Source organism: Mesorhizobium bavaricum (assembly GCF_056781655.1).
Window position 1 is genome coordinate 746,529 of sequence record NZ_CM165566.1, and the last position, 19,636, is coordinate 766,164.

At 64.2% G+C, this 19,636-nt stretch carries 19 protein-coding genes; 16 read left to right on the forward strand and 3 right to left on the reverse strand.

Going from position 1 to position 19,636, the window contains the following annotated elements; all coding sequences use genetic code 11:
• Positions 1 to 65: 65 nt before the first annotated feature.
• The 6 genes from AC1RZR_RS03560 (at position 66) to AC1RZR_RS03585 (ending at position 6,198) form a co-directional block, all read left to right on the forward strand.
• Positions 66 to 1,007: a sugar ABC transporter substrate-binding protein gene (locus tag AC1RZR_RS03560; RefSeq protein WP_379101028.1), complete on the forward strand. Its 942-nt coding sequence runs from the start codon at positions 66 to 68 to the stop codon at positions 1,005 to 1,007.
• A gap of 99 nt (positions 1,008 to 1,106) precedes the next feature.
• Positions 1,107 to 2,183 (forward strand): ABC transporter permease, encoded by a 1,077-nt coding sequence (locus AC1RZR_RS03565; RefSeq protein ID WP_379104758.1) that lies wholly within the window; start codon positions 1,107 to 1,109, stop codon positions 2,181 to 2,183.
• A gap of 2 nt (positions 2,184 to 2,185) precedes the next feature.
• Positions 2,186 to 2,953, forward strand: coding sequence for an ATP-binding cassette domain-containing protein (locus AC1RZR_RS03570; protein ID WP_477268142.1), 768 nt, complete (start codon positions 2,186 to 2,188; stop codon positions 2,951 to 2,953).
• A 113-nt stretch (positions 2,954 to 3,066) separates the two neighbouring features.
• On the forward strand, positions 3,067 to 4,068 hold the full coding sequence (gene iolG / locus AC1RZR_RS03575; RefSeq protein WP_481827657.1) for an inositol 2-dehydrogenase: 1,002 nt from the start codon (positions 3,067 to 3,069) through the stop codon (positions 4,066 to 4,068).
• Positions 4,069 to 4,104: 36 nt separating this feature from the next.
• Positions 4,105 to 4,899: an SDR family oxidoreductase gene (locus tag AC1RZR_RS03580; protein ID WP_481827658.1), complete on the forward strand. Its 795-nt coding sequence runs from the start codon at positions 4,105 to 4,107 to the stop codon at positions 4,897 to 4,899.
• 207 nt (positions 4,900 to 5,106) lie between these two features.
• Positions 5,107 to 6,198: a 3-deoxy-7-phosphoheptulonate synthase gene (locus tag AC1RZR_RS03585; RefSeq protein WP_481827659.1), complete on the forward strand. Its 1,092-nt coding sequence runs from the start codon at positions 5,107 to 5,109 to the stop codon at positions 6,196 to 6,198.
• A 36-nt stretch (positions 6,199 to 6,234) separates the two neighbouring features.
• On the opposite strand, the gene AC1RZR_RS03590 is transcribed toward AC1RZR_RS03585, so the two are convergent.
• On the reverse strand, positions 6,235 to 6,870 hold the full coding sequence (locus AC1RZR_RS03590; protein ID WP_477268150.1) for a LysE family translocator: 636 nt from the start codon (positions 6,868 to 6,870) through the stop codon (positions 6,235 to 6,237).
• A 127-nt stretch (positions 6,871 to 6,997) separates the two neighbouring features.
• Between AC1RZR_RS03590 and AC1RZR_RS03595 the strand changes: the two genes are divergently transcribed.
• Entirely contained in the window at positions 6,998 to 7,699 is a 702-nt protein-coding gene (locus AC1RZR_RS03595) for a helix-turn-helix transcriptional regulator (RefSeq protein WP_481829010.1), read from the forward strand.
• A gap of 41 nt (positions 7,700 to 7,740) precedes the next feature.
• On the opposite strand, the gene AC1RZR_RS03600 is transcribed toward AC1RZR_RS03595, so the two are convergent.
• Entirely contained in the window at positions 7,741 to 8,850 is a 1,110-nt protein-coding gene (locus tag AC1RZR_RS03600) for a Gfo/Idh/MocA family protein (protein WP_481827660.1), read from the reverse strand.
• A gap of 156 nt (positions 8,851 to 9,006) precedes the next feature.
• Between AC1RZR_RS03600 and AC1RZR_RS03605 the strand changes: the two genes are divergently transcribed.
• The 9 genes from AC1RZR_RS03605 (at position 9,007) to phnN (ending at position 18,596) form a co-directional block, all read left to right on the forward strand.
• The gene (locus AC1RZR_RS03605) at positions 9,007 to 9,852 is read left to right on the forward strand and encodes a MurR/RpiR family transcriptional regulator (RefSeq protein WP_477269784.1); all 846 of its coding nucleotides are present in this window, start codon (positions 9,007 to 9,009) and stop codon (positions 9,850 to 9,852) included.
• Between the two features lie 141 nt (positions 9,853 to 9,993).
• Positions 9,994 to 11,928, forward strand: a complete 1,935-nt coding sequence (locus AC1RZR_RS03610; RefSeq protein ID WP_477268154.1) for a bifunctional 5-dehydro-2-deoxygluconokinase/5-dehydro-2-deoxyphosphogluconate aldolase — start codon at positions 9,994 to 9,996, stop codon at positions 11,926 to 11,928.
• A 34-nt stretch (positions 11,929 to 11,962) separates the two neighbouring features.
• The gene (gene iolD, locus AC1RZR_RS03615) at positions 11,963 to 13,813 is read left to right on the forward strand and encodes a 3D-(3,5/4)-trihydroxycyclohexane-1,2-dione acylhydrolase (decyclizing) (RefSeq protein WP_481827661.1); all 1,851 of its coding nucleotides are present in this window, start codon (positions 11,963 to 11,965) and stop codon (positions 13,811 to 13,813) included.
• Between the two features lie 71 nt (positions 13,814 to 13,884).
• Positions 13,885 to 14,802, forward strand: a complete 918-nt coding sequence (gene iolE, locus AC1RZR_RS03620; RefSeq protein ID WP_481827662.1) for a myo-inosose-2 dehydratase — start codon at positions 13,885 to 13,887, stop codon at positions 14,800 to 14,802.
• A gap of 79 nt (positions 14,803 to 14,881) precedes the next feature.
• Positions 14,882 to 15,100 (forward strand): DUF3329 domain-containing protein, encoded by a 219-nt coding sequence (locus AC1RZR_RS03625; RefSeq protein ID WP_477268161.1) that lies wholly within the window; start codon positions 14,882 to 14,884, stop codon positions 15,098 to 15,100.
• A gap of 5 nt (positions 15,101 to 15,105) precedes the next feature.
• Positions 15,106 to 15,918 carry a 5-deoxy-glucuronate isomerase gene (iolB, locus tag AC1RZR_RS03630; protein ID WP_481827663.1) on the forward strand — a complete coding sequence of 271 codons (813 nt, stop codon included), beginning with the start codon at positions 15,106 to 15,108 and terminating at the stop codon, positions 15,916 to 15,918.
• 153 nt (positions 15,919 to 16,071) lie between these two features.
• Positions 16,072 to 16,779, forward strand: coding sequence for a DUF1045 domain-containing protein (locus tag AC1RZR_RS03635; protein ID WP_481827664.1), 708 nt, complete (start codon positions 16,072 to 16,074; stop codon positions 16,777 to 16,779).
• 36 nt (positions 16,780 to 16,815) lie between these two features.
• Entirely contained in the window at positions 16,816 to 17,970 is a 1,155-nt protein-coding gene (locus AC1RZR_RS03640) for an alpha-D-ribose 1-methylphosphonate 5-triphosphate diphosphatase (RefSeq protein WP_481827665.1), read from the forward strand.
• Positions 17,967 to 18,596, forward strand: a complete 630-nt coding sequence (gene phnN, locus AC1RZR_RS03645) for a phosphonate metabolism protein/1,5-bisphosphokinase (PRPP-forming) PhnN (protein ID WP_481827666.1) — start codon at positions 17,967 to 17,969, stop codon at positions 18,594 to 18,596. Before AC1RZR_RS03640 ends, phnN begins: the two co-directional genes overlap by 4 nt.
• Before the next feature lie 14 nt (positions 18,597 to 18,610).
• On the opposite strand, the gene AC1RZR_RS03650 is transcribed toward phnN, so the two are convergent.
• The gene (locus tag AC1RZR_RS03650) at positions 18,611 to 19,606 is read right to left on the reverse strand and encodes an ABC transporter permease (RefSeq protein ID WP_379104723.1); all 996 of its coding nucleotides are present in this window, start codon (positions 19,604 to 19,606) and stop codon (positions 18,611 to 18,613) included.
• Between the last annotated feature and the right edge of the window lie 30 nt (positions 19,607 to 19,636).

Here is a 19,636-nt window from a genome sequence, read left to right on the forward strand (position 1 = left end):
CGGGGAGATCGGGGATTCCGGATAGATCGGTGCAACCGGACACCAATATGTGGAGGAGAAACACAATGAAGAAACTGATTTTGGGCGTCGCTTTCGCGGCGCTGATGAGTTCATCCGCCATGGCCGCCAAGGTCGGTGTGTCGATGGCCAAGTTCGACGACAACTTCTTGACCGTGCTGCGCAACGGCATGATCGAGCAGGCCAAGGGCATGAGCGGCGTGGAGCTGCAGGTCGAGGACGCGCAGAACGACGTCGCCAAGCAGCTCGACCAGATCAAGAACTTCGCCGCCTCGGGCGTCGATGCGATCATCGTCAATCCGGTCGATACCTCGGCCACGCAGGCAATGTCGGACGCCGCTGCGGCCGCCAAGATCCCGCTGGTCTACGTCAATCGCGAACCGGTCAATGTCGACACACTGCCGGACAACCAGGCCTTCGTCGCTTCGAACGAGGCCGATTCCGGCACGCTCGAAACCAAGGAAGTCTGCCGCCTGTTCAAGGAAGCCGGCAAGAAGGAAGCCAACGTCTATGTGATCATGGGCGAACTTTCCAACCAGGCCGCCGTGCAGCGCACCAAGGATATTGAAGAGGTGATCGCCACGCCGGATTGCAGCTTCATCAAGATCATCGACAAGCAGACGTCGAACTGGAACCGCGACGAGGCGCAGAACCTGATGACCAACTGGCTGTCGACCGGCAAGCCGTTCGACGGCGTCATTGCCAACAATGACGAAAGCGCCATCGGCGCCATCCAGGCGATGAAGGCCGCCAACATCGACATGAAGTCGGTCGTGGTCGGCGGCGTCGACGCCACGCAGGATGCGCTTGCCGCGATGCAGGCCGGCGACCTTGACGCAACCGTGTTCCAGGACGCGGCCGGCCAGGGCGCGGGCGCGCTGGATGCGGCACTTAAACTGTCCAAGGGCGAGAAGGTCGAACACAAGGTCTACGTGCCCTTCCAGCTGGTAACGCCAGCGAACATCGACAAGTTCCTGAAGAAGAACTGAGCGGCGGACATACGGAGCGGCGCCAAGAGCGCCGCTCCCCTTTCCCTCAGCGCCGGCATGGCAGCGAGGGGCGACCGCGGCTGACGGAGGAGAGAAGATTTGGCACAGACATCTCATGGCGTCGGCGGGGTCGGCTATGACGCGAAGAAGCGCGCATGGCCTGCCGAAATCAACGTCTTCCTGGCGCTTGTCATCCTCGTCGTCGTCTTCGAACTGATCGGCCGGATCTTTCTCGGCGACAGCTTCCTGTTCAACACCCGCAGCGACGTCAGCGCGATCTTCAACGAGGCGCGCCTGCAGATCATCATCCTGCAGGTGTCGATCGTGGGCATCATCGCCATCGGCGTCACGCAAGTGATCATCACCGGCGGCATCGACCTGTCCTCGGGTTCGATCGTCGGCGCGACCGCGATGATCGCGATGAGTTTTGCCCAGGTGGCGACCGTCAACGGCAACCCCAACCCCAAGGCGATGTTCCTGGCGCAAGGCTGGACCGACCTGCCCGTCATCGTGCCGGTGCTGGTGGCGATCGGCTGCGGGCTGTTCGCCGGCCTGGTCAACGGCGCCTTGATTGCCTACACGCGCATTCCGCCATTCATCGCCACGCTCGGCATGATGGTGACCGCGCGCGGCATCGCCAAATGGTGGTCAAAGGGGCAGCCTATCTCGTTTCCTACCGAAGGTTTCGCGGCAATCGGCAAAGGCCTGATGCCGGTCATCATCTTCCTGTCGCTGGCGGTGCTGTTCCAGCTGATCATGACCTACACACGGTACGGCAAGCACTGCTACGCGATCGGCTCCAACGAGGACGCCGCGCGCATGTCCGGCATCAAGATCGCCAACCACAAGATCCTCGTCTACGTCATCGCCGGCGTGCTCGCAGCACTGGCCGCCGTGGTGCTGAGTTCGAAAAACCTCACCGCGCAATCGGGCATGGGCGTGATGTACGAACTCGACGCGATCGCCATGGCGGTCATCGGTGGCGTCTCTTTGTCGGGCGGCCGCGGCTCGATCGTCGGTACGGTGATCGGCTCGCTGATCTTCGGCGTCATCATCTCCGGCTTCACCTTCCTGCGCCTCGACGCCTATTACCAGGAGATGGTCAAGGGCGTGATCATCGTCGGCGCAGTCGTTCTCGACCAGTGGCGTCAACGCCTTAGGGCAATGAGGGCTTGATCATGGCAGACATCGTCCTGAAGACCGAAAACCTGACCAAGCGCTATGGCGGCGTGCATGCGCTGGAGGGAGCGAACTTCGAGCTGCGCAAGGGCGAGCATGTCGCCATCATGGGCGACAACGGCGCTGGCAAGTCGACCTTCGTACGCCAGATCACCGCTGTCGAGCAACGCACGGATGGCAAGATCTGGTTCGACGGCAAGGAAGTCAACTTCACCGGCCCGATCGAGGCCCGCGAGGCGGGCATCGAGACGGTGTTCCAGAACCTGGCGCTGGCCGACGACCTCGACGTGCCGTCGAACCTGTTCCTCGGCCGCGAAAAGGTGCTGTTCAATCTCGGACCGTTCTCGATCCTCGACCGCAAATACATGCGCAAGGCGACCGAAGCGGCGCTGATCCGCACGGCGGTGAAGATCCCCAACCTCTCCAACACCATCCGCCACATGTCGGGCGGCCAGCGCCAGTGCGTGGCGATCGCCAGGACCGCCACCTTCGCCTCCAAGCTGATCATCATGGATGAGCCGACGGCAGCCCTGGGCGTGCAGGAGACCGCACAGGTCGAAAACATCATCCGCACGCTGAAGGACAATGGCGAGCCGCTGGTCCTGATCAGCCACAACATGCGCCAGGTGTTCGATCTTTGCGACCGCATCGTCGTTTTCCGGCGCGGACGCATCGTCGCCAACCTGCGCAAGCAGGACACCGACGGCAACGATATCGTCTCCTACATCACCGGCGCCAAGACCGGGGAGGCGGAACTCGCGGCTTAGGCCGGGCGCGGAGGCGGTGGTCACCGCCTCCCTGTCGATCTTGTGTCTTGACCGGAAAATCACCCGCGCCCGTGACCGGCGCCCTGCTTCGAACCACCCTCAAAGGACATTCCATGACTCTCCGCTTCGCCCTCCTCGGTGCCGGCCGCATCGGCAAGGTTCACGCCCGCGCCGTCGGCTCCAATCCGCAGGCCAAACTGGTTGCCGTTGCCGATGCGTTCGAGAAAGCGGCGACCGAGCTGGCGACGGCCTATGGCGCCGAGGTGCGCAGCATCGAAGCCATTGAAAAGTCCAAGGACATCGATGCCGTCGTCATCTGCACGCCGACCGACACCCATGCCGACCTGATCGAACGTTTCGCCAAGGCCGGCAAGGCGATCTTCTGCGAGAAGCCGATCGACCTCAACGTCAAGCGCGTCGAGAAGTGCCTGGCCGTGGTCGAGAAGACCAAGGCAACGCTGATGGTCGGCTTCAACAGGCGCTTCGATCCGCATTTCGCCGCCGTGCGCAAGGCGATCGACGACGGCGCCATCGGCACCGTCGAGATGGTGACCATCACCTCGCGCGATCCGGGCGCGCCGCCGATCGATTACATCAAGCGCTCCGGCGGCATTTTTCGCGACATGACCATCCATGATTTCGACATGGCGCGCTTCCTGCTCGGCGAGGAGCCGGTGGCGGTCAGCGCGCATGCCTCGGTGCTCGTCGACAAGAAGATCGGCGCGGCCGGCGATTTCGACAGCGTCAGCGTCATCCTCGAGACCGCTTCCGGCAAGCAGGCCGTCATCTCCAACTCGCGCCGCGCCACCTATGGCTACGACCAGCGCATCGAGGTGCATGGCTCGAAAGGCATGATCGCGGCCGAAAACCAGCGCCCGGTGTCGATCGAACTGGCCAACGAGAAGGGCTATACGCGCCCGCCGCTGCACGACTTCTTCATGACCCGCTACCTCGACGCCTATGCCAACGAGATCGCTTCCTTCATCACAGCCGCGACGTCAGGCAAGAAGGCCGCACCGAGCGGCGCGGACGGCCTTGTGGCGCTGAAGCTGGCCGATGCGGCGCTGAAGTCGGCGACATCAGGCAAGACCGTCCGTCTCGACACGGCGAAGTAAGAACCGGGATCCGGACCAGGGCACAGGAGCAGAGTGATGAGTACATCCGCCGGTCGCAATCATGAAGCGCGCGCCATCGTCACCGGCGGCGCGCAAGGCATCGGCTTCGCCGTCGCCGAGGCATTGGCAGACGAGGGCTGCCGGGCCCTGGCTCTGGTCGGGCGCTCGCAGGAGAAGGGCGACAAAGCCGTCGCCCATTTCAAGAAAGCCGGCGTCGACGCCATCTTCATCAGCGCCGATGTTTCAAAGGTGGCCGACTGCAAGCGTACGGTGGCGACCGCGATCTCGCATTTCGGCACCATCAACGCGCTGGTCAACGCCGCCGCGACGTCGGCGCGCGGTTCGTTGGTCGAGACTTCAGAAGAGCTTTTCGACACTATTTTCGACACCAATGTGCGTGGCCCGTTTTTCCTGATGCAGGGCGTGGTGGCGCATCTGCTCGAGAAAAAGAAGCCGGGCTCGATCGTCAATGTGCTGTCGATGTCGGCGCATTGCGGCCAGTCGTTCCTGACCGCCTATTCGACCAGCAAGGGCGCGCTGATGACGCTGACCAAGAATGTCGCCAATGCCCATCGAGGCAACCGCATCCGCTGCAACGCCGTGCTGCCCGGCTGGATGGACACCGAGGGCGAGGACATCGTGCAGAAGAAATGGCACGATGCGCCTGACGACTGGCTGGCTAAGGCCGAGGCCGCGCAGCCGATGGGCCAGTTGGTGAAGCCGGCGCAACTCGCCCGGCTGATCAGCTACATGGTCAGCCCGCAGTCGGGCGTGATGACTGGGTCGCTGGTCGACTACGATCAGAGCATCGCAGGCTCATCGCCAGAGTAGTCTCATCAGGTACGTGACAAACGCCTCGGCTTCGACTATATGAGCCTCATGATCAACCTGACCGCCACGTATTGGTACTTTAGGAGCTCGCTGGCGGCGGGAGGATTGTGCTCGATCTGAAGATTGCAGCATCAATATCCGAACAGCCGCCAGACCTGGCGGCTTTTTTGTTTCAGCCGGCAGGTCTCCTAACAGGAGCAGAAAGCCGTGTTGACCACCACAGATGACCTCCGGGTCAAGGAAATCAGGGAATTGAGTACGCCGGACCAGGTGATGCGGGAGATACCGCGCACGCTGACGGCGACGCGCACCGTTAGCGCGTCACGCAATGCGATCCACGCCATCTTGAACGGTACCGACGATCGACTGCTCGTCATCGTCGGCCCGTGTTCGATCCACGACCCGGTCGCTGCGGTGGACTATGCCAGCCGTCTGGCGGCGCTGCGCGAGGCCCTGTCCGACCGGCTCGAGATCGTGATGCGGGTCTATTTCGAGAAGCCGCGCACGACGGTGGGATGGAAGGGGCTGATCAACGATCCCGACCTCGACGACAGCTTCAACATCGACAAGGGGCTGCGGATGGCGCGCAACGTGCTCTCCGCCGTCAACAATCTCGGCCTGCCGGCGGCGACCGAATTCCTCGACATGACCACCCCGCAATACATTGCCGACCTCGTCGCCTGGGGCGCGATCGGTGCGCGCACGACCGAGAGCCAGATCCACCGCGAGCTGGCATCCGGCCTGTCCTGCCCGGTTGGCTTCAAGAACGGCACCGACGGCAATCTGCGGATCGCCGCCGAGGCGGTAAAATCGGCCGCCCAGCCACATCATTTCATGGCGGTGACAAAGGGCGGACGCAGCGGCATCGCGACGACCACCGGCAATGAGGACTGCCACGTCATCCTGCGCGGCGGCATCGCGCCCAATTACGACGCGACGAGCGTCGAGGCAGGGAGTGTGGAACTCGCCCGCATCGGCGTGGCCCCTCGGCTGATGATCGATGTCAGCCATGCCAACAGCGCGAAGAAGCCCGAGAACCAGCCGAAGGTCGCGGCTGATGTCGCGGGCCAGGTCGCGGCGGGCGACGAGCGCATCATCGGCGTCATGATCGAGAGCAATCTCGTCGCCGGGCGGCAGGACGTGGTGCCCGGCAAGCCGCTCGTCTACGGCCAGAGCATCACCGATGGCTGCATCGACTGGGCGACCACCGAGACGGTGCTGCACGGCCTTGCCGGCGCCGTCGAGTGGCGCCGCTCAGCGCGCCGCGCCATGATGGACAACCGGCAGGGCGCCGCCTGACAAGGCCGACAATGCCAGCGAGGATAGGGCGGCGGATCACGCCGCCTTCAAACCTTGCCAGGCGGTCAGCACCGACACCGCAACCAGCAGTAGTCCGGCCGTCCGGCCGGCAAATGCGGTCGCCCGGGGATTGGCGACCAGCAGATTGCGGCTGCGACCGGCAGTAATGGCGAGCCCGCCGTAGACGGCAAACTGCACCGCGAGCGTCATCAATCCCATGATGGCCGCCTGCGCCCAGATCGGACCGAAGGCCGGCTTCAGGAATTGCGGGTAGACCGCAAAGACGAAGAGGTAGGCTTTGGGATTGATCAAGCAGATCACCAGCCCCTGGCGAAACGCCTTCCATGCGGAGCGGCTGCCGGCGGGCCCCTCGTGGCCGACCTTGATCGAGCTGCGCATCAGCGTCAGGCCGATAAAGGCCATGTAGGCGGCGCCGGCAATCAGCAGCGGATTGTAGAGGATCGGCACGAAATGCATCAGGAGGCCGACGCCGACTGCGCCGTTCAGCGTGTGCACCATGCCGCCCAGCATGATGCCGCCGGTGGCGGCAAGCCCTCTGTTGCCGCCGCCGGTCAGCGCATTGGCAAGCACGAAAAGCATGTCCATGCCAGGCACGATGATGATGCCGAACAGAAGGAGGAAGAACAGCCAGAGATTTTCCGCATAGCCCATGTCAGTTGCCTGTCGCCTCGCCCGGCCAAGCCGCTGAGGAATGTGTTGATTTTCAACTCGATAGGCAGTCGTATAGGCCAACCCTACTGACGATGTAGTGTCAGTTGCGATCGAAACGGGTGAGGAAATGCGCAAGGCGTCACGCCTGTTCGAGATCATCCAGATCGTGCGGCTGGCGCGGCAACCGGTGACGGCGGCCATGATGGCCGAACGACTGGAAGTAACGGTGCGCTCCGTCTATCGCGACATTGCGGCGTTGCAGGCGATGCGCGTGCCGATCGAGGGCGGGCGCGGCATCGGCTATATCCTGCGCCCCGGCTTTGACCTGCCGCCGCTGATGTTTTCGATCGAGGAGATGGAGGCGATCGTTCTGTCGCTCGCGCTGCTGGAGCGCACGGGGGACAGCGAGTTGAAGCAGGCGGCCAAGCGTGTCAGCGCCAAGATTGCCGGCGCGGTGCCACCACCGTTGCGGCAGACATTCGACGCCAATGCGTTGCACGCTTGGGGGTTCGCCGCGCCCTCGGTCGGTGCGGTCGATCTGGCGCTGGTGCGCCGCGCCATCCGCGACGAGGAGAAGCTCGACCTGTCCTACCGCGACGAACACGGCCGCGCCTCCGAGCGGCTGATCCGCCCGATCGCCCTCATCTATTACGCCGAAAGCGCCAACGTCGTCGCCTGGTGCGAGCTGCGCCAGGCGATCCGCAATTTCCGCAGCGACCGGATCGAGGATTGCCAGGCGACAGGGCTACGGTTCAAGGGCGAAGGCGATCGGCTGCGGCAGGTCTGGGTAGACGGGTGGGAGACGAACGCCCCGGTCGCCGGTGGCTGAAGCTCGCGAGGCGGATGGCAGAAACCTATGCCAAGCGAGGACTACCGCAAATCCACCCAGCGCTTTTCCTCGAACGAGCGTGCCATTGCGTGCACGGTGCGCTCGATTTCGAGCCCCTCGGCAAACTCGATGACCCGCGCCGGCTTGCCGGCAAGCCGCGTCAGCAGCTCGTGGCATTCGATGATCTTGAGATCGTTGAAGCCGAGGCCATGGCCGGGCGCCGGCAGGAAGGCGTCGTAGGGCTTGTGATGCGGCGCCACCAGGATGGTGCGATAGCCCTGCTCGGTCGGGCGATCAGCCGTCACGTAGAGCTGGATTTCGTTCATCCGCTCCTGGTCGAACAGGATCGATCCCTTCGAGCCGAAAATCTGGATGGCGATGCGGCCCTTGCGGCCCCAGGCCGAACGGTTGACCAGCAGCGTGCCGGCAATGCCGTTCTCCAGATGCATCAGTACGCTGGCGATATCGTAGGTCTCCACCGCGCGGCGGCCGCCGGCCGCGAGCTTGCGGTCGGCATAGGGCTTGGCCATGTCGCAGATGACGCTGGCGACGCGGCCGAACAAGGCGGAGACCAGCGACAGCGGATGCACGGCGAAATCGTCGAGCGCGCCATAGCCGGAAGCGGCTTCGTGCTTCCAGAAGAACAGCGCCTCCGGGTCGGCCATGAAGTCCTCGTCCATCTCGATGCGCAGATGGTTGACCTCGCCGATGATCTTCTCGTCGAGCAGCGCGCCGATGTGACGGATGGCCGGGCTCTGGATGTAGTTGTAGCCGAGGGCGGCGACCTTCCCTGACTTTTTCGCCGCGGCCGCCATGGCTTCGGCCTCGGCAAAACTCGGCGCCATCGGCTTTTCGCACCACAGATGCTTGCCGGCCTCGAGGATGGCGATGGCCATCTCCGGATGGAACTGGTTGGGCGTGGTGAGCGAGACGATATCGACTTCCGGGTCGTTGACGACGGCGCGCCAGTCGCCGGACGCCTTGGCGAAGCCGAACTCGCCCGCCTTGCGCCTGGCGAGGTCCTCATTGACCTCGCCAAGATGGACGAGGCGGGGCTTGGCCACGTCGGGAAAGACGGCGCCCACGGCACTCCATGCGATGGCATGACACTTGCCCATGAAACCCGTGCCGATAAGACCGACGCCGACCATTTTCCGTTTCTCCACTGCCTGAAGCGTTGCGTGGATGAATTAGTCCATTTTACCTCGGAATGGAATGTCTGCCTCATTTATTATGGCGTTCTTGCGCAGGCTCGCTATGATGGGGCAGAGAGGGTACCCATATAGATGAGCCTGGACAGAGCGACGATGGACGAACGGGTACCTCGCGATTTCGAGACGCTGCGCGCCACCATCCTGGACCGGCGCGAAAGCCTGCCGAAGCGCATCGCCCAGATCGCCGCCTATGCGCTCGACAATCCCGATGACATCGCCTTCGGCACCGCCGCCAGCATCGCTGCGTCGGCGGGCGTGCAGCCGTCGACCTTGATCCGCTTCGCCCAGCAGCTCGGCTTCGACGGGTTCACCAGCCTGCAGCAGGTGTTTCGCGAGCGGTTGCGCGAGCGCAATTCATCCTATGACGAACGCCTGCAGGCCTTGCGCGTCAAGGCCGAAGGCGGCGCCGGCCACCGGGCAATCTTCGACGGCTTCGTCGCCGCCGCCAGCACCTCGCTCAACGACATTTCGCGCACCTTGGACGACGCGCATCTGGAAGACGCGATTTCCCTGCTGGCAAAGGCGGAGACCATCTACGTGCTGGCCAAGCGCCGTTCCTATCCGGTGGCGTCCTACATCGCCTACGCGCTGGGCAAATTGAAGATCCGCAACCAGCTGATCGAATCCGCGGCCGGGCTGAACGCCGAGATGATCGCATTCGCCACGCCGGCGGATGCCGTCATCGCCATAAGCTTCTCGCCCTACGCGCCGGCCACCATCGAGGAGGCACGCAGCATTTCGGAACAGGGCGTGCCGATCGTCGCCATCACCGACAGCTCGTTCTCACCGCTCGCGCAGTTCGCCAGCGTCTGGTTCGAGGTTGCCGAGGCGGATTTCGCCGGCTTCCGCTCGCTGTCGGCGACGATGGCTCTGGCCATGGCGCTGACCGTCGGCGTCGGCGAGAAGCGGCGCAGCACAAGTAAGAGACGCAAGGTCTAGCAGCCACCTCAAAGGCAATTTTAGGCAAAGGAATGCTCATTCCATATTGACTATGGATTGGAATTATTATTTCATATTCCCCGGCGCCACGCTGCCGCTCGCGCGTGTACCCCAAAACAACAAGGCCGACGGGAGGTTCCAATGAGCGAAGCCGTGGACGCGAAACAGGCGCCGCTCGACGTCATCACCATCGGGCGTGCTTCCGTCGACCTTTATGGCCAGCAGATCGGCTCGCGGCTGGAGGACATCACCTCGTTCGCCAAGTCGGTCGGCGGCTGCCCGGCCAACATCTCGGTCGGCACGGCCAGGCTCGGACTGCGCTCGGCGCTGCTCACCCGCGTCGGCGACGAGCAGATGGGCCGCTTCATTCGCGAACAGCTCAAGCGCGAAGGCGTCAACGTCGACGGGCTGAAGACCGACAAGGAGCGGTTGACCGCGCTGGTGCTGCTGTCGGTCGAGGACGAAGGCGTTTCGCCGATGATCTTCTACCGCTCGGACTGCGCCGACATGGCGCTGGCGCCGGAAGACATCGACGAGGCCTTCATCGCCTCGGCGCGCTCCATCGTCGTCACCGGCACGCATTTTTCCCGCCCCAACAGCGATGCCGCCCAGCGCAAGGCCATCCGCATCATCAAGGCCAAGGGCGGCAAGGTCGTGTTCGACATCGACTATCGGCCGAACCTCTGGGGTCTGGCCGGCCATGCCGAAGGGTTCGAGCGCTATGTCAAGTCGGACCGGGTCTCGGCCCAGTTGAAGACTGTACTGCCCGATTGCGACCTGATCGTCGGCACCGAGGAAGAGATCATGATTGCGTCGGGCGCCGACGACTGCCTAAGCGCATTGAAGACGATCCGCTCGCTGTCTGCGGCGACCATCGTTCTGAAACGCGGCGCCATGGGCTGCATCGTCTATGACGGGCCGATCAGCGACGATCTGGAAGACGGCATCGTCGGCAAGGGTTTTCCGATCGAGATCTACAATGTGCTGGGCGCTGGCGATGCCTTCATGTCCGGCTTCCTGCGCGGCTGGCTGGGTGGGGAAGATCATGCCACGGCGGCGACCTGGGCCAATGCGTGCGGCGCCTTTGCCGTGTCGCGGCTGCTCTGTGCGCCGGAATATCCGACCTTCGAGGAATTGCAGTTCTTCCTCAAGAACGGCAGCAAGCACCTGGCGCTGCGCAAGGACGAGGCGATCAACCATATTCATTGGGCGACCACCCGCCGGCGCGACGTTCCCTCGCTGATGGCGCTCGCCTGCGACCACCGCATCCAGCTCGAGGATGTGGCGGCGAAGGCCGGTGCCGATCCCGCACGAATCCGCGACTTCAAGGTGCTGGCGGTCAAGGCGGCGGCGAAGGTCGCTGCCGGCCGCGACGGCTATGGCATGCTGATCGACGAGAAGCATGGCCGCGAGGCGATGTTCGAATTCGCCCGCCATCCCTTCGCCTGGCTCGGGCGGCCGGTCGAATTGCCGGGCTCACGGCCGCTGCGCTTTGAATTCTCGCAGGACATCGGCTCGCAGCTTGTCGAATGGCCGGTCGACCACTGCATCAAGTGCCTGTGCTTCTATCATCCCGACGATCCGGCGGCGCTCAAGGAAGAGCAGCAGCAGAAGCTGCGCGCGCTGTTCGAGGCGGCGCGGAAAGTAGGCCGAGAACTCCTCGTCGAGATCATCGCCGGCAAGCACGGCAAGCTCGACGACACGACCATTCCGCGCGCGCTGGAGGAACTCTACGCGCTCGGCATCAAGCCGGACTGGTGGAAGCTCGAACCGCAGGCTTCGGCGGCTGCGTGGGCCAAGATCGAAGCGGTGATCCTGAAGCACGATCCGTGGTGCCGCGGCGTCGTGCTGCTCGGGCTGGAAGCGCCGCAAGACGAGCTGGAAGCGGCGTTCGCCGCCACCGCCAAGGCGCCCATCGTCAAGGGGTTTGCCGTCGGCCGCACCATCTTCGTCCACGCGGCCGAACAATGGCTGGCCGGCAAGATGTCGGATGACGAGGCGATCGCCGACATGGCGTCGCGCTTCGAACAGCTGACCGAAGCGTGGCTTGCCGCGCGCGGCCGCAAAGCAGCATAAGAAGGCGCGGCATAGGACTGCGGAGGAAAATACCATGAGCAAGACAATCCGCCTGACGATGGCGCAGGCGCTGACCCGCTTTCTCAGCAAGCAGATGACCGAGATCGACGGCAAGAAAGTCCCGATCTTCGGCGGCGTCTGGGCGATTTTCGGCCATGGCAATGTCGCCGGCATCGGCGAAGCGCTCTACCAGGTGCGCGACGAGTTGCCGACCTTCCGCGCCCACAACGAACAGGCGATGGCGCATGCGGCGATCGCCTATGCCAAGGCCAATTTCCGCCGCCGCTTCATGGCTGCGACGTCATCGATCGGCCCCGGCGCGCTCAACATGGTGACGGCGGCGGCACTGGCCCACGTCAACCGGCTGCCGGTTCTGTTTCTGCCCGGCGATGTCTTCGCCAACCGCATCCCCGATCCGGTGCTGCAGCAGGCGGAGGATTTCTCCGACGGCACGGCGACGGTCAATGACTGCTTCCGTCCGGTGTCTCGCTATTTCGACCGGATCACGCGGCCGGAGCAGATCATCCCGGCGCTGACCCGCGCGATGCAGGTGCTGACCGATCCGGCCGATTGCGGCCCGGTGACGCTGTCGCTGTGCCAGGACGTGCAGGCCGAGGCCTATGATTATCCCGAGAGCTTCTTTGCCGAGCGGGTCTGGCATCAGCGCCGGCCGCGCCCGGACCGCCATGAGCTTGCCGCCGCGGTGGCGGCGCTCAAGGGCGCGAAGAAGCCGCTGGTGATCGCCGGCGGCGGCGTCCTCTATTCCCAGGCTTCGCACGAGTTGGCGAAATTCGCGCAAGGCGCCGGCGTTCCGGTCTGCGAGACGCAAGGCGGCAAATCCTCGCTGCCGGACGATCATCCGCTCAACATGGCGGCGGTCGGCGTCACCGGCACCTCGGCCGCCAACCGGCTGGCTGAAGAAGCCGATGTCGTGCTGGCCATCGGCACGCGCCTGCAGGATTTCACCACCGGCTCGTGGGCGTTGTTCAAGAACTCCGGCAAGACCATCATCGGGCTCAACGTGCAGCCGTTCGACGCCGGCAAGCATCGGGCGCTGCCACTGGTCGCCGATGCGGCGGAGGGGCTGGCCGAGCTCGGCGCGGCGCTGAAGGGCTGGAAGGCGCCGGCAAGCTGGACCGACAATGCGGCCACCGGCAAGACGGCCTGGCAGGCCGAGGCCGCCAAGGTGACGGCGTCGACCAATGCCGCCTATCCTTCCGACGCGCAAGTGATCGGCGCCGTGCAGCGTGCGATGGGCACTGGCGTGACGCTGCTGCATGCCGCCGGTGGTCTGCCCGGCGAACTGCACAAGCTCTGGCAAGCGGGCGCCCCCGGCTCCTACCACGCCGAATACGGCTTCTCGACCATGGGCTACGAGATTGCCGGCGGGCTCGGCACCAAGATGGCGAAGCCCAACGACGAGGTCGTCGTCATGATCGGCGACGGCTCCTACCTGATGCTGAATTCCGAGATCGCCACCTCGGTGATGCTCGGCCTCAAGCTGACCATCGTGCTGCTCGACAATCGCGGCTATGGCTGCATCAACCGGCTGCAGATGGCGACCGGCGGCGCCACCTTCAACAATCTCCTGAAGGACTCGCGCCACGAGGTCCTGCCCGATATCGACTTCGCCGCACATGCGGCGAGCATGGGCGCGATCGCCGAGAAAGTGCCGTCGATCGCCGGGCTGGAAAACGCGCTGGAAAAGGCAAGGAAGAACAACCGCACGACCGTGCTGGTCATCGACACCGATCCGCTGGTTTCCACCGACGCCGGCGGCCATTGGTGGGATGTGGCGGTGCCGGAAGTGTCGACGCGAGCCCAGGTGAACGCGGCGCGCAAGGCCTATGACGAGAAGCGGCAGATGCAAACCATCGGCGATTGATGCCAACGCTGCCTTGATTTGAAAATGACCGGGCGAACCCGGTCCGAATGGTCTGAAACCGGAGTGACGACTTGAAAGCCAAACTGGGCATGTCCCCCATTGCGTGGTGGAACGACGATCTTGCCGAACTCAGCGACGACGTGTCGCTGGAGGAGTGTTTGCGCCAGTCGCGCTCGGCCGGCTTCACTGGCATGGAGATGGGCCGGCGCTTTCCCAATGATCCGGATGTCATGCTGCCGATCCTGAAGGCAGCCGACGTGACGCTGTGCGGCGGCTGGTTCTCTGGCACGCTGGTCGAAGGGGAGATGGCTGACAACAAGGATCGCATCCAGCCGATGATCGATCTGTTCAAGGCGGTGAACGCGCCTTGCATCGTCTATGGCGAGGTCGGCCGCTCGATCCAGGGCGACCGCTCGAAGCCGCTTGCGACCAAGCCGAAGCTGTCGGACGACGAGATGAAGGCCTATGCGAAACGCCTCACCGAATTCGGCGAATGGTGCGCCGATCAAGGCATGCCGCTTTCCTATCACCACCACATGGCCGCGGTGGTCGAGACCGAGCCGGAACTCGATGCCTTCATGAATTATTCCGGAGCCGGCATTCCGCTGCTGCTCGATGCCGGGCACCTGGCCTTTGCCGGCGGCGATGTCCTGCGCGCCATCGACAACCATCACAAGCGCATCAGCCATGTGCATGTGAAGGACGTGCGCATGGAAGTGATCGACAAGCTCGTTCGCACGAAGCAGTCCTTCCTCGATGCCGTTGCGCTCGGCGCCTTCACGGTGCCGGGTGACGGCTCGCTGGATTTCGGCGCCATCGTGCAGCGGTTCGCGGATCATGGCTATGAGGGCTGGTTCGTGGTCGAGGCCGAGCAGGACCCGAAGAAGAATCCACCGCTCAGGATGGCGCAGGTTGGCCACAAGGAATTGATGCGGGTGATGACGGCGGCCGGCTATACGGTCGAGACACAAGGCTTTCCCAATGCCTAGGGCTTTCCCAATGCCCAGGGCTTTGCCAATGCCAGACGCGCTGGTTCTCGGCGACGCCGGGTTGCTGTAGGTTGGTCGGATGAAAGATTCCGAGCACCCATTTTTCCGGCCTTTGTGGCGGCGTGTCGCCGTCGTCGCGGTCTGCGTCATCTGGTCGATCATCGAATTCGCCACCGGCACGCCGTTCTGGGGCGTGCTCGCGCTCGGCTTCGCCGGCTACGCCGTCTGGCAATTCTTCTATCTCTACAAACCGGCCGACGAGAGCAAGGCAGCGGCCGAGCCCGAACCGAAGGAGTGAACCGGATGTCGAAGCTGCTGGTGAAGGCCAACAAGGGCCATGGCCGCGTCGCCCATGTGACGCCGCAGATCGCAGGCTGGACCTATGTCGGTTTCGACCTGCATCGGCTGAAGCCCGGCGAGAGCGCCTCGGGAAAAACGGACGATCGCGAGGTCTGCCTGGTGTTCGTCACCGGCAAGGGCACGGCGTCCGCCGGCGGCAAGGACCTCGGCCTGCTGGGCGAGCGCATGTCGCCCTTCGAGGGCAAGCCGTGGTCGGTCTATATACCGGAAGGCTCCGGTTGGTCGGTAACGGCCGACACCGAACTGGAACTCGCGGTCTGCTCGGCGCCAGGTCTTGGCGGCGGTCTGCCGGTGCGCGTGATCGGACCGGACGATCTCGGCCAGGAGGTGCGCGGCAAAGGCACCAACACGCGCTACGTCACAAACATACTGCCGGAGGGCAAGCCGGCCGATTCACTGCTGGTGGTCGAGGTCATCACGCCCGGCGGCCACACGTCGAGCTACCCGCCGCACAAGCATGATCAGGACAACCTGCCGGCCGAATCCTATCTCGAGGAAACCTATTATCATCGCCTCAATCCGCCGCAGGGCTTTGCCTTCCAGCGCGTCTACACCGACGCCGACAAGAACGGCCATCGCGCACTCGACGAGGCGATGGCGATCGAGGATGGCGATGTGGTGATGGTACCCGAGGGCTATCACCCCTGCGCCGCCTGCCATGGCTATGACCTCTACTATCTCAACGTGATGGCCGGGCCGAAGCGGACGTGGAAATTCCACAACGCGCCCGAGCACGAATGGTTGATGAAGGCCTGATCGGTCATACCTTTCGGGTGAAGCTATTGGTCCAGCTTGGAAAAATCGTCGGCTAAGGACCCCGCCGGGTCGATTTGCCCTCGAAAACCCTTCAAAGCTTCGTCAATCCGTCATGGAAATCACCTATGGCAGCGGAACTGACGAGGACTTCTCATGCGCTACGCCATTTATTTCACCCCCCGGCAGGACGAGCCGCTGGCGCGGATCGCCGCCAATTGGCTGGGGCGCGACCCGTTTGGGGCCGCGACAAGGCCGGTGGAGGCGGTGGCCGATCTATCGGCGGCGGAAGTCGCCTTCCACACCGCTTCGGCGCGGCGCTACGGTTTTCACGCGACGCTGAAAGCACCGTTCCGCCTGGCGGCCAACGAGACGGAGGCCTCGCTGCGCGCCGCACTCGACCATTTTGCCGAAGCGACGCCGGTGGTGACGATCCCGCGCCTTGTCGCCAGCCAGATCGACAGCTTCTTTGCGCTGGTGCCGGAAGGACCGCTGCCTGCGCTCAACCGTTTCGCCGATGACGTCGTGCTCGGTTTCGACCGTTTTCGCGCGCCGTTGACCGAGGCGGAAATCGAGCGACGCAGCCCGGATTCGCTGAAGCCGGCCGAGTTCCGCAATCTGTGCCAGTGGGGCTATCCCTACGTCTTCGAGACCTTTCGCTTCCACATGACGCTGTCCGGCCGGGCGGAGCCACAGGAAAGCCCTCGTCTTCGCCTAGCAATCGACAGCCTGTTCGCCGACGTGCTGCAACAGCCGGTGCTGGTGGATGCGCTGACGCTGTTTGTCGAAACCGAACCGGGCGCACCATTCATGGTGCTCTCCCATCACGCGCTCGGGCGCCGCCCGGCCAAAAGAACTGCCTGAAGAACCCCTGCCGGAACCAAGCAAGGACTGCCTGAAATGACCGCCGAGACTGTTCTTACCAACGCCCGCATCGTGCTTGCCGACGAGATCGTCGAGGGTTCGCTGGTGCTGCGCGACGGCTTTATCGCCGGCATCGATGCCGGCGCCGGCCAAACCGGCGGGAACATGGCCGGCGAGGACATGGGCGGCGACTATATCATCCCCGGGCTGGTCGAACTCCACACCGATCATCTCGAAGGCCACTACGCGCCGCGGCCGAAGGTGCGCTGGAACCCGATCGCCGCCGTGCTTGCCCACGACGCGCAGGTGGCAACCGCCGGCATCACCACCGTGCTGGACGCCTTGCGCGTCGGCATGGACGAGGACGCCGACCTGACATCGGACGACATCCGCAAGCTGACCGACGCGATCGAGGACAGTGTCCAGCAGGATCGTCTGCGGGCCGACCATTTCATCCATCTGCGCTGCGAGGTTTCGGCGCCGGACTGCCTCAAGGCCTTCGCCAATTTCGACGGCGACGAGCGCGTCAAGCTGGCGTCGCTGATGGACCATGCGCCCGGCCAGCGCCAGTTCGTCAACCTCGAAACCTATGCCTACTACTACCAGCGCAAGCTGAAGCTGACCGACCGCGACTTCAAACTGTTCTGCGAAAAGCGGATGGGGGAATCGGCGCGCAATTCGGCACCGAATCGGGCGGTGATCGCCGCCGCCTGCCATGAGCGCGGCATCGTGCTGGCAAGCCATGACGACGCCACGATCGGCCATGTCGGCGAGGCGATCGAACAGGGCGTGCGCGTCGCCGAGTTTCCGACCACGCAAGAAGCCGCCAGGGCCTCGAAAGCGGCCGGGCTCGGCGTGTTGATGGGTGCGCCCAACGTCATGCGCGGCGCCTCGCATTCGGGCAATGTCTCGGCCCGCACGCTGGCCAGCGACGGCCTGCTCGACATCTTGTCGTCCGACTACATTCCGTTCAGCCTGATCCAGTCGGCGTTCTTCCTCGGCGACGTCGTCGAAGGCATTTCCCTGCCGCAGGCGGTCGCCATGGTCTCGAAGAACCCGGCCGAAGCGGTCGGGCTGACCGACCGCGGCATCATCGAACAGGGCCGCCGCGCCGACCTGGTGCGCGTGCGTGTCGACGACCATGTTCCGGTCGTGCGCACGGTCTGGCGGCAGGGACGGCGCGTAGCATGATGGTGTCGGCGTTGATCGAGCGTGAATTGTCCGCCGAGACGTTTCCGATCCGCGACGGCGTCTTCGTCGCCGTTGTCGGCCCAAGCGGCGCCGGCAAGGATACGGTGATCGGCTACGCCCGCGCCCGCTTTGCCGACGAGACCCGGCTGGAGTTCGTTCGCCGCGTCATCACAAGGCCGAGCGACGCCGCGAGCGAGGATCACGACACGCTGGCCGACGCTGCCTTCGTCGAAGCCGAAGCCGATGGCGCCTTCGCCATTTCCTGGGAGGCGCATGGCTTGCGCTATGGCATCCCGGCCGATGTCGACTGGTCGGTCGCCAACGGCCGTGTCGCCGTCGCCAACGTGTCGCGTGGGATCATCCCGGTCCTGCGCGAACGCTATGCCAATCTGGCCGTTGTCGAGGTCACCGCCTCGCCGGAGGTGCTGGCCGAACGGCTGGCGATGCGCGGCCGCGAGTCGCGCGGCGAGGTGCTGGCGCGGCTGGCGCGCAGCGCCAATGTGACCTTGTCGGGACCAGGCGTCACCTCGATCGACAACAGCGGCCCGCGCGAGGCGGCCGGCGAGCGTTTCGCCGAAGTGCTGCGCAAGGCGATGGCCTTCTCAGACATGTCGGGCCTGATCTAGCATTTGACCCGACGTTACTCCGCGGCCGCACCGGCGACGTTTTTGCGGGAGGCATCGACCATCAGCCGCCGTGCCCGGAACACGCCCCATTGCTGGTCGACCAGCACGCCGATGAGGATGACGCCGCCCATCACCGCGAAGTTGAGGGAGGACGGGATGCCGAGCAGATTGACGAGGTTCTGCAGTTCCTGCAGCAGCACCGTGCCCAGGATGACGCCGATCAGCGAGCCCTCGCCGCCACGCAGCGAGAAGCCGCCGAGCACCGCCGCGGCAATGGCGTAGAGCTCGTAGAACTGGCCGTGGCTGGCCGGCGAGATCGAGCGCGTGTACATGGCGAAATAGATCGCCGACAGCGCCGTCAGCACGCCGCAGATGACATAGGCGGCCATGACGACGCGGCCGGTGCGGATGCCGGAATATTTTGCCGCCTCCTCATTCTTACCGATGGCATAGAGGTAGCGGCCGAACACCGAGCGGTGCAACACCACCCACATGACGATGGCGATGACGATCAGCGCGATGAAGCTGTTCGGCACGCCCCAGGAGCGGCCGGCCGTCAGGAATTCGAGCTCGGGAAAATTCTGGCCGAAGGCGAAGCCGGCGGTGCCGTCGGCGGTGTAGAAACGGGCGACGCCACGGTAGATCAGCAGGCCGCACAGCGTGACGACAAAGGGTTGCAGCTTGAGCCGCGTGATCAGCCAGCCGTGCACCAGGCCGATGATGGCGCCGAGCGCGATGATCAGCACGAAGGCCAGCGGCCAGTCCAGATCGCGCACGGCGATAAAGTCGATGAATAGCGTTCCCAGCAGCGCGACCACCGAGCCGACCGACAGTTCGATGCCGCCGGTGATGATGACGAAGGCCTGGCCGATCGACAGGATGCCGAACAGGCCGATCAGGTTCGAGGTGTTGGCGAGATTGATCGGCAACAGGAAGCGTGGGTTGATGATCGCCACGATGGCACCGACCACCAGGATCAGGATCAGCAGGCCGAGATCTTTCTTGCTCATCGTCTTCTCCCAAACGCCTGCTTGAACAGG

What these genes read in the sequence shown, in the direction of transcription:
- AC1RZR_RS03605 (WP_477269784.1), top strand. Translation starts at nt 9,007, where the DNA reads ATGGACGAACGGGTACCTCGCGATTTCGAGACGCTGCGCGCCACCATC.
- AC1RZR_RS03595 (WP_481829010.1), top strand. Translation starts at nt 6,998, where the DNA reads ATGCGCAAGGCGTCACGCCTGTTCGAGATCATCCAGATCGTGCGGCTG.
- phnN (WP_481827666.1), top strand. Translation starts at nt 17,967, where the DNA reads ATGATGGTGTCGGCGTTGATCGAGCGTGAATTGTCCGCCGAGACGTTT.
- AC1RZR_RS03600 (WP_481827660.1), bottom strand. Translation starts at nt 8,850, where the DNA reads ATGGTCGGCGTCGGTCTTATCGGCACGGGTTTCATGGGCAAGTGTCAT.
- AC1RZR_RS03650 (WP_379104723.1), bottom strand. Translation starts at nt 19,606, where the DNA reads ATGAGCAAGAAAGATCTCGGCCTGCTGATCCTGATCCTGGTGGTCGGT.
- AC1RZR_RS03635 (WP_481827664.1), top strand. Translation starts at nt 16,072, where the DNA reads ATGCGCTACGCCATTTATTTCACCCCCCGGCAGGACGAGCCGCTGGCG.
- AC1RZR_RS03570 (WP_477268142.1), top strand. Translation starts at nt 2,186, where the DNA reads ATGGCAGACATCGTCCTGAAGACCGAAAACCTGACCAAGCGCTATGGC.
- iolD (WP_481827661.1), top strand. Translation starts at nt 11,963, where the DNA reads ATGAGCAAGACAATCCGCCTGACGATGGCGCAGGCGCTGACCCGCTTT.
- AC1RZR_RS03625 (WP_477268161.1), top strand. Translation starts at nt 14,882, where the DNA reads ATGAAAGATTCCGAGCACCCATTTTTCCGGCCTTTGTGGCGGCGTGTC.
- AC1RZR_RS03560 (WP_379101028.1), top strand. Translation starts at nt 66, where the DNA reads ATGAAGAAACTGATTTTGGGCGTCGCTTTCGCGGCGCTGATGAGTTCA.
- AC1RZR_RS03590 (WP_477268150.1), bottom strand. Translation starts at nt 6,870, where the DNA reads ATGGGCTATGCGGAAAATCTCTGGCTGTTCTTCCTCCTTCTGTTCGGC.
- AC1RZR_RS03610 (WP_477268154.1), top strand. Translation starts at nt 9,994, where the DNA reads ATGAGCGAAGCCGTGGACGCGAAACAGGCGCCGCTCGACGTCATCACC.
- AC1RZR_RS03580 (WP_481827658.1), top strand. Translation starts at nt 4,105, where the DNA reads ATGAGTACATCCGCCGGTCGCAATCATGAAGCGCGCGCCATCGTCACC.
- AC1RZR_RS03640 (WP_481827665.1), top strand. Translation starts at nt 16,816, where the DNA reads ATGACCGCCGAGACTGTTCTTACCAACGCCCGCATCGTGCTTGCCGAC.
- iolB (WP_481827663.1), top strand. Translation starts at nt 15,106, where the DNA reads ATGTCGAAGCTGCTGGTGAAGGCCAACAAGGGCCATGGCCGCGTCGCC.
- iolG (WP_481827657.1), top strand. Translation starts at nt 3,067, where the DNA reads ATGACTCTCCGCTTCGCCCTCCTCGGTGCCGGCCGCATCGGCAAGGTT.